Annotated in this window: 14 protein-coding genes, 1 tRNA gene and 1 pseudogene; 10 read left to right on the top strand and 6 right to left on the bottom strand. The window is 56.2% G+C overall.

Annotated features, from left to right (window positions below; genetic code table 11):
- The first annotated feature begins 9 nt into the window (after positions 1–9).
- Positions 10–981, top strand: a complete 972-nt coding sequence (locus QQL78_RS03740) for a C45 family autoproteolytic acyltransferase/hydrolase (protein WP_284370701.1) — start codon at positions 10–12, stop codon at positions 979–981.
- A 145-nt stretch (positions 982–1,126) separates the two neighbouring features.
- Here QQL78_RS03740 and QQL78_RS03735 read toward each other — a convergent pair whose 3' ends face one another.
- Genes QQL78_RS03735 through QQL78_RS03725 form a run of 3 tightly spaced genes read right to left on the bottom strand, consistent with a single transcriptional unit; the run spans position 1,127 to position 2,520 of the window.
- Positions 1,127–2,065, bottom strand: coding sequence for a relaxase/mobilization nuclease domain-containing protein (locus QQL78_RS03735; RefSeq protein ID WP_386258895.1), 939 nt, complete (start codon positions 2,063–2,065; stop codon positions 1,127–1,129).
- A 24-nt stretch (positions 2,066–2,089) separates the two neighbouring features.
- Positions 2,090–2,242, bottom strand: a complete 153-nt coding sequence (locus QQL78_RS03730) for a hypothetical protein (protein ID WP_284370698.1) — start codon at positions 2,240–2,242, stop codon at positions 2,090–2,092.
- A gap of 17 nt (positions 2,243–2,259) precedes the next feature.
- Positions 2,260–2,520 carry a hypothetical protein gene (locus QQL78_RS03725; RefSeq protein ID WP_284370696.1) on the bottom strand — a complete coding sequence of 87 codons (261 nt, stop codon included), beginning with the start codon at positions 2,518–2,520 and terminating at the stop codon, positions 2,260–2,262.
- 424 nt (positions 2,521–2,944) lie between these two features.
- Here QQL78_RS03725 and QQL78_RS03720 point away from each other — a divergent pair, with 424 nt between their 5' ends.
- From QQL78_RS03720 to QQL78_RS03710, 3 genes are read left to right on the top strand one after another with little or no spacing between them, the layout of a single operon-like run.
- Positions 2,945–3,289, top strand: coding sequence for a hypothetical protein (locus QQL78_RS03720; RefSeq protein WP_284370694.1), 345 nt, complete (start codon positions 2,945–2,947; stop codon positions 3,287–3,289).
- A gap of 48 nt (positions 3,290–3,337) precedes the next feature.
- Positions 3,338–3,874 (top strand): hypothetical protein, encoded by a 537-nt coding sequence (locus tag QQL78_RS03715; protein WP_284370692.1) that lies wholly within the window; start codon positions 3,338–3,340, stop codon positions 3,872–3,874.
- On the top strand, positions 3,813–4,733 hold the full coding sequence (locus QQL78_RS03710) for an AAA family ATPase (RefSeq protein ID WP_284375432.1): 921 nt from the start codon (positions 3,813–3,815) through the stop codon (positions 4,731–4,733). The genes QQL78_RS03715 and QQL78_RS03710 overlap by 62 nt, the downstream gene beginning before the upstream one ends.
- Before the next feature lie 174 nt (positions 4,734–4,907).
- Here the strand turns inward: QQL78_RS03710 and QQL78_RS03705 are convergent, their stop codons facing one another.
- Both QQL78_RS03705 and QQL78_RS21665 read right to left on the bottom strand, forming a co-directional pair.
- Positions 4,908–5,423 carry an SMI1/KNR4 family protein gene (locus QQL78_RS03705; RefSeq protein ID WP_284370690.1) on the bottom strand — a complete coding sequence of 172 codons (516 nt, stop codon included), beginning with the start codon at positions 5,421–5,423 and terminating at the stop codon, positions 4,908–4,910.
- 14 nt (positions 5,424–5,437) lie between these two features.
- Positions 5,438–5,641 carry an HNH endonuclease signature motif containing protein gene (locus QQL78_RS21665; protein ID WP_386258892.1) on the bottom strand — a complete coding sequence of 68 codons (204 nt, stop codon included), beginning with the start codon at positions 5,639–5,641 and terminating at the stop codon, positions 5,438–5,440.
- On the opposite strand from QQL78_RS21665, the pseudogene QQL78_RS03700 reads away from it, so the two are divergent.
- Positions 5,620–5,852 (top strand): annotated as a pseudogene (locus tag QQL78_RS03700) (integrase core domain-containing protein); the annotation flags it as partial. The gene QQL78_RS21665 and the pseudogene QQL78_RS03700 overlap by 22 nt on opposite strands.
- Before the next feature lie 321 nt (positions 5,853–6,173).
- Positions 6,174–7,199: a hypothetical protein gene (locus QQL78_RS03695; protein ID WP_284370688.1), complete on the top strand. Its 1,026-nt coding sequence runs from the start codon at positions 6,174–6,176 to the stop codon at positions 7,197–7,199.
- Between the two features lie 667 nt (positions 7,200–7,866).
- Here QQL78_RS03695 and QQL78_RS03690 read toward each other — a convergent pair.
- Positions 7,867–7,956 (bottom strand) — tRNA-Ser (locus QQL78_RS03690).
- Between the two features lie 240 nt (positions 7,957–8,196).
- Here QQL78_RS03690 and QQL78_RS03685 point away from each other — a divergent pair.
- Genes QQL78_RS03685 through QQL78_RS03670 form a run of 4 tightly spaced genes read left to right on the top strand, consistent with a single transcriptional unit; the run spans position 8,197 to position 12,026 of the window.
- Positions 8,197–9,066: an SPOR domain-containing protein gene (locus QQL78_RS03685; RefSeq protein WP_386258891.1), complete on the top strand. Its 870-nt coding sequence runs from the start codon at positions 8,197–8,199 to the stop codon at positions 9,064–9,066.
- 17 nt (positions 9,067–9,083) lie between these two features.
- Entirely contained in the window at positions 9,084–10,250 is a 1,167-nt protein-coding gene (locus QQL78_RS03680; RefSeq protein ID WP_284370686.1) for a D-alanyl-D-alanine carboxypeptidase family protein, read from the top strand.
- Positions 10,247–10,876, top strand: coding sequence for a dTMP kinase (gene tmk, locus QQL78_RS03675; protein WP_284370684.1), 630 nt, complete (start codon positions 10,247–10,249; stop codon positions 10,874–10,876). The genes QQL78_RS03680 and tmk overlap by 4 nt, the downstream gene beginning before the upstream one ends.
- Positions 10,877–10,913: 37 nt before the next feature.
- On the top strand, positions 10,914–12,026 hold the full coding sequence (locus tag QQL78_RS03670; protein WP_284370682.1) for a DNA polymerase III subunit delta': 1,113 nt from the start codon (positions 10,914–10,916) through the stop codon (positions 12,024–12,026).
- Positions 12,027–12,032 lie beyond the last annotated feature (6 nt).

Raw genomic sequence — 12,032 nt, 5'->3', positions numbered from 1 at the left:
GGAGAAGCCATGTATTGGCGCGCCCTCAGCGAAGATACGCCCGGTCCCAAGTGGGCCGGGCTTTTCGCCGAATATTGGCCAGACTACCAGCGCTGGTGGTTGAAAGAGGGCGATGCGGCGCGGGCAAGCTATCTGGTCAGCCGGCGCGCCTTGGGCACGCATATGCCGGAAATCCTGCCGCTCTATGACTCGCTTTGCGAGCTTGCCGGCGGCGGGGATCAAGCGGCACGTTTCCTTAGTTTCTACTGCCCGCCGCCCTATCTGGCTGGCTGTTCCCAAGCGATCTGGACCGGTGAAGAACCGGTCATGGTGCGCAACTATGATTACAATCCCGATGCCTTTGACAGCCTGGTCCTGCGCACCAACTGGCAGGGACGACGGGTGATCGGCACCTCTGATGGGTTGTGGGGGCTGGTAGACGGGATGAACGACGCGGGCCTTGCCATATCGCTGACCTTCGGCGGGCGGCGCGTGGTGGGCACTGGTTTTGGTGTGCCGCTGATCCTGCGGTATGTGCTGCAAACCTGCACCACAGCAAAAGAGGCCGGTGCGGTACTGGCCCGGGTTCCGACCCATATGAGCTATAACGTCACCGTGCTGGACGCCAAACGCAATTATCTGACGGCGATGCTGGCCCCTGACCGTCCGGCGATCATCACCCATGCGGCTGTGGCCACCAACCATCAAGAAAATGTCGAATGGATCAGCCATGCACGTTTCACGGCAACTGTGGAACGCGAAAGGTTTCTGTTGCAGCGCCTGACCCTGCATCGTGATCCAGAGGACAAGTTCATCAGCGCCTTCCTGCGCCCGCCGCTTTATTCCACAGCTTTCAACGCCGGTTTCGGCACGCTTTACACGGCAGTTTATCGGCCGCGTCTGGGCCAGATGGAAATCCGTTGGCCCGGCACAACATGGAGCCTTGGCATGGACGCGTTTCAGGAAGGTGGCCGCCGGGTGCAGATCCCCGGTGCGGCGTAAAGCACCCGCCTGCATTTCGCGCTGAAAACGATCTGACTGATCGTGAGGTGTCAGGATCGGATACCGCTATGCGTGGCGCGCGCGGTGTTTCTAATGATCGACCTACAAACCATTAAGCCAACAGGCATCTTACTGCTTGGAAGTATCACGGTCCAAAGTTGAAATCCGATACGCCGGTCAGCACCTGCATTTCTCGCTCATCACGAACCTGACAACTCGCGGCTTCCTCAGCCAATTCCTTGCAGAGCCTTTTGTAATCCGCGCTCTGACGCGCCCAGACCGCTTTCAGACCTATCGGCAGTCGAGACTGACGGTCTGCAAATTCACTGATCCGGCTCGCTTCCTGCGCCTCGCTCAACGCCTGCCGTTCCTGCCGCTGCAGGGCCACGAGCGCTGACAGTTTTTGAGCGTGTTCTTCCTGTTGGCGTTCGAAATCACGGGTCGGCTTATCACCTCGGAAATGATGCGGAGCATTATTGGCCAGGAACTCAACGGCTTCTTCCACATCCGGCAGATCGGAGCCGTCGCCAAGTCGTTGGCGCAATTCTCGCGTATTGACGCCGCACCAGCGTGACAGGGAGTAAACCTCGCCCTGTGCATCGACGGCCACAAAGCCACGCCTGTCCCCGCGCGCAAGGCAATAGCCGTTGTTCAGCAGAGCCGCCGCGAAAGCGGCGCGGGAATCTGAGACCTCCCAGCAGGATTTGAACAGGGCTTTCAGTTGTTCGGGATCGCGTTTGGCGCGCTTTGCCTGTCCCGCTTCAGCGTGGAAATAGGCATTTAGATCGCGGTCTTCCCGCCGTCGCAACCCGGCTGGAATCTCCCAGCCATGTTCCAGATATAGCTCCCGCGAGATATCCATCAGACGCCGCTTGAAATGCGGCAGGTTGATCGCCCGCATTGATCCCACATCAATCCGCGACCAGACACATTGGGCATGGCGACGATCCTTCTTTTCATGAAGGACAATTGCCCGGGGCTGGTCCGTCAGGCCCATTCGCCGTTCAATCTCACCGATGACGTGTTCAAATTCGTCAACCGACACTTTTGCCATCTCAGGCGGATTGAGGCTTAGCGAAAACAAATATTGCTGGCATTTCGTGCCAAGCTAAATGGCTTCCGTTTCCTTGAAAGCGTCAACCAGATCATCTGCCAAAAAACCGCGCAGCTCATGCGCAACCGCATGCTCATTGTCTTCGACATTCATGAGATGCAGCGCCAGCTCACAGCCGTTTGCACGTTGATTACCTTTAAGGATCATCCCCGCTTCCCGAGCGCCTAGAGCAGGGTTTGGCGCAGAAAGAGGATATGGTCATAGGTTTCCTCGATTTGTCCGCGCGTCTCGTTATCCATCGCCAGAGACCCAACATTTGCATGATCGGTAAATTGGTTCAGATTGTTGGCGATGCGGGATTGACCGAGCAACCCGAGGATTTGCGCAATCGCCTGTTTGTCAGTAACCGAAGTCGATGAGCGGCGTTTTCTGCACGGCAATCTCTCATTCAGCACCTTCGCCCGAATGAACGTGGCCAAGGCCATCCCATCGGCCATGTCCTTCAATCGCGCATGATCATCGGACGACAGGCGCAATGTCACACGCGGACAATCGCGCGGGGGTTTGTGGCGGGTCGATTTTCTCCCCGAAAGACTGCTTGCCTTTGCCCGCCCTGATGATGCCTTTTGAAAGTCTTGATGAGCCGTCTTCATAGCGACGGTCCTCGCAGGCATGACCGGGGCCCTTTTGCCTGTTTTTTAAGTTTAGCATCATTCGAAGGCTGCGATGCTGCGTCGAATTCCAGAAGTTTGTGGATAACCTCAGGTTTGGACTTGAGAACCGCCTCCCGTTGCTCCAATTCTTGGAACAAAGCAGACAAATCAGAGTTCGAACTTGAACCCGCTCTGTCCGCCATTTCACAATTTTGATCCTGAACACCTGCTAACACCTTGAATGGTAAGGTGGTTTATGGGGTTCGAAGTCCTGTTTTGCGGCAGTATGCTATGCGCTCTGCAGATGTCAGTTTCAGCACCGTTCTTTGCAGGATGCGTTGACCCGAAACCCATAGTTTTCAAGGGCTTGCGAGGAAAATGCATGCGAGTAATTGGTCGAAGCTGTGCGCTGGTTCTGCCCTTTTCGCCAGTTTTTCGCGGGAAACCAGCTTTTCGCCTTCAAGTTTCGCAATGCGCCACCTCTTTTAGCGATGCGGCCTTGATCGACCGTCATTTGGCAGAACGACGCAACCTCGAGCGCGAGAAATCGTTTCAAGATGCACAACAGGCGTTTGAGCGGGAAATCCGCGAGGCGGCTTAGCCTGGACAGGCTCAATTCTATGAACCTGACCCAAATCAGCCGCTGATTTTGCCACGCGAAAACCTGCCATTCACACGCGATCAACTCAAAGCACGGCCTGTACTAATCCTTGCGCATATCAGCGACAAACAGGCCGGTTTCACACGCACCGATATTCTGCGCGGGCTGGCCAATCATATCAGCGATCCACTGGAATTGCGTACGGCCTCTGACCAAGTCATGGCATCATCGGAACTGGTGCAAATCAGCAAAGGCACGCGCACGCAGTACACCACCAGAGAATACCTGACTGCCGAGCGGAGTCTTGAAACTGTTGCATCTGAGATGGCGCAATCGGGTGGTTTCAAAGTGGGACCAAGCAATATCGGCAGAGCCATCAAACGCGAGAATGACAGGCTGCAAAACCGGTCTCGTGGTCAGTTGAGCGATGAGCAGGTCGCGGCTATCGACCACATACTTAGGCCGAACCAATTGTCATCCGTTGTCGGCCTTGCAGGTGTGGGAAAAAAGCACGTTGCTGGCCGTGGCGCGCGACGCGTGGGAGCGGCAGGGCTATATGGTTCACGGCGCAGCTTTGGCGGGTAAGGCTGCTGATAGCCTGGAAACGGCGTCAAGTATTGCCTCGCGAACATTGGCCTCGCTGGAGGCAAGCTGGAAGTGCGGATATGAACCCGTGGGCCATGGCAGTATCGTTGTCATTGATGAAGCGGGCATGGTTGGTAAGCGACAATTGATGCGTGTTATCGAGCAGCTTCGCCATCGGGGCTGCAAGCTCGTGCTGGTTCGCGGTCCCGACCAGCTCCAGCCCATTCAGGCGGGCACGCCGTTTCGGGATATCGTTGACCTCAATGGAGCTGCCGAACTTGTTGAAATCCGCCGCCAGGCATCCGATTGGCAACGTGCAGCCTCAAGAGATTTGGCGCGGGGGCAAACCCACACAGCGCTTCAAAGTTACGCCGATCATGGCGTGGTTCACGATAAGAAAGACCGTGATCAGGCAATCGCTGCGCTGGTTGATGATTATGTGGCGGATTGGATGGAGAATGGTGAGTTCATCTCACGGCTGGCGCTCGCCCACCGCCGAATTGATGTGCACGCCATCAACCAGGCCATCAGAGCCGCGCGCGCGATCAAAACTGGCCCCAAGTCAGAAACGTTGTTCACCACGGATCACGGACCGCGCGCTTTTCCTGTGGGCGACCGCATTCTCTTCACCCGCAACGATGGGACACTTGGCGTGCGAAACGGAATGTTGGGAACGATCCTGGCCGTTGGCGACAACAAACTGACTGTTCATCTTGATCCTGATGGCAACGACAATCGCCGACGCCTGACGTTCACACCCCAGGAGTTCTCATCCATTGATCACGGCTTTGCCGTCAGTAACGCCCTGGGGCATTTTGTTAAGAGCCGTTTTGATGGCCGAAGTTGTTTCATCGCTTAAGGTGCGATGCCCTGAATACTCAAAATGCCTCATGTAAAAAGAGTTGAAATGACCAAGGACCGTAACGTCCTGAGGTGTCAAAGAAATTTCAATGCTGGGCGCACTTCGTTCCTTTATTGCTTCTGGCCAGTTTTCGGGGAATGTGGCGCGCAGCGCACTTGGAAAAAACATCCCCTAAAGATCAAGCAGAAAATCAACGGCGGGCGCGTCATCGACCGAATTCATGCGGTTCCAAGGCGGTGTTTTCCCTTGCTCCTCAATGAAGGTAAATGTCTCAAGAAGCTCCGCAAAACTGTTGGCGACCCGTCGCTTTGTCCCGTGAACCCCGTCACCAAAGGATGACCAGAACCAGATTGCCCCCATGTCAGAAGGATCAAGCGACAAAACAAGAGTATCTCCGCCGGAAATCACCGCTATCGCAATGAAGGGCACGTCGAAATCGCGCTTGATGACGTCTGCGGCACTTTCCTTTTCAATCTTTGCAAGTGGAAAGAAATACTGGACCGAGAACGCGCGAAGTGGCCCCTCAAGCAAAATAGGCTCGACCAACTTAATGCTGTTGGGAAAGACCTTTCCGCCGCCGTATTTCCGTAGAAATTGAACGTAGGCCGTCAAAGAGGTTGTCGGTTTTCCGCCGAGAATTTCATTGATGTTCTCAATTGAGATTGGTGTCCCAGGAATGATTTTCATGTAGGTATCCTTCATCAGAAACCATCAAAGTGTTGTCCGTCATACAACGACACTCCGCCGGTATGTTTGTTCACGGCGTGCAGGTCATGATCGACAAGTTCCATGGTGGTCCCGTCTTCTTTGTGGTGCCACGTAAAGTCGCCATTGTCGTAGCCATCTGGCAGCTCGGCGCAAGCTTCACATACAAAGCTTGTGGGCTTACATAGAGCCTGGATCACCTTGGGAGAACGGGTACTGTGAAAGCTTCAACGGGCGACTGTGCGACGAATTGCTAAATGGAGAGATCTTCTACTCGCTCCGTGAAGCTCAAATCATCATCGAAGAATGGAGGAAACACTACAACACAAAGCGACCACACAGTGCATTGGGCTACCGCCCACCAGCGCCCGAAGCTATCCTCCCGATGGACCAAGGCCAATCATGCACTAACTTTCAATTTGGATCACTCAAGTGGGGCTGCTCAGTAGAAGCTCTCGCTGTTCAAAAATTTGCCTCCAGAACAGTGAGCTGGAGACAGGCACCAAAACAGCCTACAGCAATAAGTAGAGGCCTTCGTCGACCAATAATGTACAGGTGTAGGTTGTCGGCATCGCGCCTAGCAAGACCGAGCGTACCTTTTACATGTCAATTTTCACAAAATTATGCTAGATTTGTTTGATACTTTCATCATGAAAGGCCTCTTGTAACCCGTGCAGAGAGTACTGAGTGAAAAATAGCTGCGGCCTTCAGTCAAGCCGGAGGATATCATAAATGCCCAAAGCACTTGAACTTGGTCCCAAAGAAAAGGCGCTCGTAGACAAACTTATCGCAAATGCTGAAAAGCAGACAGTAAAGCATATGAACGAGCTCTCTTCGCGTTTTAACAAACGTTTTAACAGTGTGACCCGTACCGATACCGAGTGCCGTACTAATCGCGCGGAACACCCAAATCTCTGGCCAATCATGGAGACTTTCGGTGGGGCAAAGCTTCCGCCGGTCGCCCTTTATAACAAGAGTTACAAGGCGATGGCAGACCTTCGAGCCGCCATCGCGGGGAGGAAGTGGACGAGTCTGCAGGCGGTGATAAAAAAGGCCGAGACGGCTATAAACAAATACGACGTCGCGGTTACTGACTACGTAAACAAGGTAGTCACAGGATCCAACCGTAGTGTGAGCGCCCTCAGTTTTACCAAGACAGCTGGAATGGTTGCTTTGGGTGTACTCTGCGTGACTTTTGCGGCACCTGCAGCGACAGCGGCACTTGCTGAAGCGGGCGTCGTTGGCACAGTTGCCGAGGGAACCTATACTGCGTCGATGATCCATGGATCTTTGGGAACGTTCATGGCCACCCAGATAAAAGGCGTTGCTTCGGCTACAGGTAAGATCTCGGTGGGCGAGGCGAAAAGTATTAACTGCAAGGCTCATCTTTACGATACTGCCTACCAAACGGTTTTCGGACTTTTTGCAGGTGCTGGGGCGAAGGGTCTCAACCCTAAGCTATCCAATTTCTTTTCTAAGAACCCGAAGATCGCCAGTAGCCTAATCAAGACGCGTGTCTCTGTCGGCACGATGAAAGCTGCAGTGGAGTTCATTGCAGGAGATGTTGGTAAAAAACGGGCATCAGCTGTCGCCAAAAAAACGGCGAAGAGCATGACAGGCCGTGAGACACAGGCTGAACTGGAACTCCTCGCATTTTGGAACTACGTCGAAGACCCAGCAATAAAAAAGGCTTTAGCGGCAAAATTGCTCGAGCTGCACAAGAAAGAGCGGGAATACGGGCCATTCCCCAAGAAATGACGCAAACGCTCACTTACACTTCTAGTTCCATGGCGACGTACATCAAACCTGATGATTTTGTGATTGGCGATACTACTTAGGGTCTGGAGACATAACCAGAACATGACCACTTCGGTGAGAGTGCAGGCTGACGGGTTGATATTAAAGCACCCATCATTGCGGGCTGAAACACACCGCCAACGTTGAACGCGGAGAACGCCCTTTTCGACCTTGTGGCGCGTGCCATAGTGGATTCAGCCGTGCGAGGCAGGGCTTTGATGAAGGAAGACCACCCAACGGATGGAAAATTACAAATTTCGCTTTCGGCCTCAGCCTCACAGCTAGCTGGGGATAGTTTGCCCTGTTTGTGGATCTACTGCTTCTTTAATGACAAACACGACCTGCACCCGACTTCCGGAAAACCATGCGTATTCGGCAGGGGAACGGCAAATTTGGTTAACCATGCAAACACAACGTATAGCTCAATCTGCGGCCGATCGAAGATCGGTCCCCGTCAGGCTGTATCTTCGTACTCTGCCTCGAATAGCTCGCCGCTCGCGGCATCGCTTCCATAGTCCAGCATTGTCCAAAAACGTGTATTCAAATGCAGCTCGAAATGGGGGCGCAAATGTGGGCTTACCAGAAACACACCAATCCAAATCGTTAAAACTAAACAGAAAATGTGAAATGGCGGAGGCTCAGGGATTCGAACCCTGGGGACGCTCTCACGCCCGTCGGTTTTCAAGACCGGTGCATTCGACCACTCTGCCAAACCTCCGCTGCCCGCTCCTCCTAATGTGCAAAAATTGATTCGGCAAACCACAATCAGCGGCTCCCGGAACCAAAATAATATACGCGCCCATTTGGGGAAATTCGCCGATCCGTGTGTTGCAGCCTTTTCAGGTGTGGCGTTGCAGGCTAATGTGCGCCCAAGATCCTCTGACAGGGGACCCAAAGGTGCGCCGTGATCAACGGTTTAACGAGGTCCAAAGTGACCCAGAGGCAAGGACGACAGCAGATGAGCAGGCCTATGGAAATAATGCACAGCGCAGGGCAAAAGGCCCGATTGACCGTGACAGCGGCCATTGCACTGGCCTTGCTTGCCGGCTGTGACGAGAATGGCAAGTTCAACCTGTCGATGCCAAAAGGCAGCACCGCAGCGACAACTGCTGGCAGCACGAAATCCACCAAGCTTGTCGAACGTGACGTTGAGGCACCTGAAGTCTTCTCTGCCACGGATCAGGGGTTATGGGACGGGCGCCCGTCGCTTGGCGGGGTTTGGGTGGCACATCCAGATGTGAGCGAGCCTGAACGGGTGATCATCCGCAACGAGGCCAACGGCAAGTTTGTCATCGGCGCGTTGTTCCGCAAGGAACGTGATCTGCCCGGTCCAAAGCTGCAAATCTCTTCCGATGCGGCGGCGGCCCTCAGCATCCTGGCCGGTGCCCCTGCCCCGTTGAATGTGACCGCGTTGCGCCGTGAAGAAAGCGAAGTTGCCGCACCCGTTGATGACGCCGCAACCGGAACGGTGGACGCCCCGGCAGAGGTTTCTGAAACCTCTCTTGATCCCATCGCTGCAGCCGGTGCCGCCATCGACGCCTCGGCGGCAACCCCGCCTGCGCCCAAGCCCGAGGCCCCGCGCCCTACATCGTCACTAAGCAAACCCTTCGTACAGCTTGGCATTTTCTCAATCGAGGCCAATGCCAACCGGGTTGCCAAACAGATGCGCGGTGCCGGTATGGTGCCTGCGGTGAAACAATCCGAAATCAACGGCAAGCCGTTCTGGCGGGTCCTTGTCGGCCCTGCCACGTCAAAGTCTGAACTTAACAACCTCATCAAGGCGATCAAAGCCGAAGGCTTTTCCGACGCCTATGCGGTCACCAACTAACGGGAGCCCGCCTGTCTATGTTTCGTACCCTCTCTGCCACCGCCCTCGCAACCGGCGTGACGCTGGCCCTGTCGATCTCTGCCGCCTCTGCCTTTGAAACCAAGGCCACCGCGGCCTATGTCGTTGACCAGACAACCGGCACTGTGTTGTTGGCAAAAGACGCCGATACGCCCCTTCCACCGGCCTCCATGTCCAAACTGATGACGCTTTATTTGGCGTTCGAGGCTGTTGCCTCCGGCCGATTGGAACTGGATCAGAAGCTGCCGGTCTCCGCGGATGCTGCCGCCTACGGTGGATCAACCATGTTCCTTCAGGAAGGCGAACGTGTCTCTGTCGAAGATTTATTGCGTGGCATCATCGTGCTGTCGGGCAATGATGCCTGTGTGGTGATTGCAGAAGCCCTGTCAGGTACCGAAAGCCGCTTTGCCCGTGACATGACCATGCGCGCGCAGCAATTGGGCATGACCAATTCGACCTTTATGAATTCGAACGGCTGGCCGAAGCCCGGTCACCGCATGTCGATGCGTGACCTGGGGTTGCTGGCCAATCGGTTGATTTCGGATTTCCCACAGTTCTATCCGATGTTCGCCGAACGTGAATTCATGTTTGACGCCAATGAAAGTTCAAACAGGTTTAACCGTAACCCCCTATTACAGCTGGATATTGGCGCTGATGGATTGAAAACCGGTCACACAAATGAGGCCGGATATGGACTGGTGGGCAGCGCCAAACAGGGCGATCGCCGGGTGATCTTTGTGATCAGCGGTCTGGACAGCGCGGCGGGACGCGCACGCGAGTCTGAATCCATCGTCAACTGGGCATTCCGCCAGTTCAGCCAGAAAAGTCTGGGCACCGCAGGGACCCAATTGGCCGAGGCCCCTGTCGCCATGGGTGAACAACCAACCGTCGGGCTGGAGCTGGCCGAGGATTTGTCGGTGCTGACCCCGATTTCCGTCAGTGGCGGATTGGAAGGCGAGGTGGTCTTTACCGGCCCGTTCCGCGCCCCGATTACCAAGGGTGATGCCATCGCCGAACTGATCCTGACCCGCGACGGGCTGCCAGAGGTCAAGGTGCCGCTTGTTGCCGCCGAAACCGTGCAGCCCGGCGGGTTCATGGTGAAAATGACCGCCGCCGCCAAACACCTTCTGGCGCGTCTGAACGCAGGGCCACAGGACGCTTCGTGAGCCACGCCGGACTGTTCATCAGCTTTGAAGGGATCGACGGGTCGGGCAAGTCAACGCAGGCGCGCCTGCTGGCCGACCATCTGCGCGGCCTTGGCCATGACGTTGTACTGACCCGCGAGCCCGGCGGCTCTCCGGGGGCAGAGGAAATTCGCGCGCTGGTCTTGCAAGGGGATCCTGATCGCTGGTCCGCACGCACCGAAATCCTGTTGTTCACGGCGGCCCGGCGCGATCATCTGGAACGCACCATCCAGCCGGCACTGGAGGCGGGCAAGATTGTGATCTGCGACCGTTTTGCCGATTCAACACGTATGTATCAGGGGCTGTCACGCGGTGATTTGCGCGCCATGGTCGATGATTTACACCGGCTGATGATCGGGATGGAACCGGATCTGACTGTGCTGATCGACATGGACCCGACCAAGGGCCTGTCGCGCGCCCTGGCCCGGCAGACGGTCGAGGAACGGTTCGAGGATTTTGGGGAGGAGTTGCAACAGGCCATGCGCACCGGCTTTCTGGCCCTCGCTGATGAGTTTGCAGAGCGGTTTGTCACCATTGACGGCGGGCGCGGCATTGATGAGGTCGCAGCCGACGTGCAACAGGTTGTCAGTACCCGTTTGCCGTCCTGAGCCTTCCCTCCCGCGCCAAACCTGCTAGACCCGGATCATGAGTGATGACGCCCCACAGCCCGACCGCCTTGCCGGTGCCCTCCACCCGCGCGACACGCCGCTTTTGATCGGGCAAGGTGCCGCCGAAGCCGCGTTTCTGGATGCTTTCAATTCTGGCAAGCTGCATCATGCATGGATGTTGACCGGCCCGCGTGGTGTGGGCAAGGCGACATTGGCCTGGCGCATTGCGCGGTTTCTGCTGGCAACGCCGGACGACGATGGCGGCATGTTCGCTGCTCCCACACCCGACACACTTGATATCGATCCCGACCATCCTGTCGCGCGCCGCATTGCCGCCGGTGGCGAAGGGGCGCTGCGCGCTGTCACCCGCACGATCAATCCTGATACCAAGAAGATGCGCAAACAGATTGTCGTCGATGACATCCGCGCGTTGAATGGGTTTTTCCAGATGTCCGCAGCGGATGGCGGGCGGCGTGTGGTGATCATTGATGACGCTGATGAGATGAACACGAATGCGGCCAATGCGCTGTTGAAAATGCTGGAGGAGCCGCCCGAACGGGCGGTGCTATTGCTGCTCAGCCACCAGCCCTCTGGCCTCTTGCCCACCATCCGCTCGCGCTGTCGAGTGCTGCGGCTTCACCCGCTGAACGCAGAAGATATGCAGAGCGCTCTCACCGCCTCTGGAGTTGAAATGCAGGGCGATCCGATGGCCCTTGCTGCGCTTTCCGGTGGCTCGGTTGGGGGCGCGCTGCGCCTGTCCCTGATGGGCGGTTTCCAGATTTATGCCGAGCTGATGGGGCTGATGGCCTCCCTGCCCCGGATGGACCGTGCCCGCGCGATCAAACTTGCCGAGGCTGCCGCACAGCGCGGCGCGGAAGAAAAGCTGATCCTGCTGTTTTCCCTGATTGATCTGATGCTGGCCCGGCTGGCGCGCAGCGGTGCCACCGGTGCCCCTCCCCAGGTCGAGGCCACACCGGGCGAGGCGGAATTGATGCAACGCCTGTCTCCCACCCCGTTTCAGGGCCGCAAATGGGCCGATCTGGCGCAAGAGGTTTCGGCACGGGCACAACACGGCATGGCGGTGAACCTTGACCCTGCCGCGCTGGTCCTAGATACCCTGCAAAAGATAAGCGACTGCGCCCCAAGGTAGAATGAC

Origin of the sequence: Sulfitobacter pacificus, assembly GCF_030159975.1 — a bacterium.
GTDB classification, from domain to species: Bacteria; Pseudomonadota; Alphaproteobacteria; order Rhodobacterales; family Rhodobacteraceae; genus Sulfitobacter; species Sulfitobacter pacificus.
This window is presented reverse-complemented; position numbering and strand designations above follow the sequence as displayed.

Coding starts and splice junctions, on each gene's coding strand:
- QQL78_RS03680 (WP_284370686.1), top strand. CDS start 9,084: ATGTTTCGTACCCTCTCTGCCACCGCCCTCGCAACCGGCGTGACGCTG.
- QQL78_RS03695 (WP_284370688.1), top strand. CDS start 6,174: ATGCCCAAAGCACTTGAACTTGGTCCCAAAGAAAAGGCGCTCGTAGAC.
- QQL78_RS03720 (WP_284370694.1), top strand. CDS start 2,945: ATGGGGTTCGAAGTCCTGTTTTGCGGCAGTATGCTATGCGCTCTGCAG.
- QQL78_RS03730 (WP_284370698.1), bottom strand. CDS start 2,242: ATGATCCTTAAAGGTAATCAACGTGCAAACGGCTGTGAGCTGGCGCTG.
- QQL78_RS03685 (WP_386258891.1), top strand. CDS start 8,197: ATGAGCAGGCCTATGGAAATAATGCACAGCGCAGGGCAAAAGGCCCGA.
- QQL78_RS03740 (WP_284370701.1), top strand. CDS start 10: ATGTATTGGCGCGCCCTCAGCGAAGATACGCCCGGTCCCAAGTGGGCC.
- QQL78_RS03705 (WP_284370690.1), bottom strand. CDS start 5,423: ATGAAAATCATTCCTGGGACACCAATCTCAATTGAGAACATCAATGAA.
- QQL78_RS03725 (WP_284370696.1), bottom strand. CDS start 2,520: ATGGCCTTGGCCACGTTCATTCGGGCGAAGGTGCTGAATGAGAGATTG.
- QQL78_RS03670 (WP_284370682.1), top strand. CDS start 10,914: ATGAGTGATGACGCCCCACAGCCCGACCGCCTTGCCGGTGCCCTCCAC.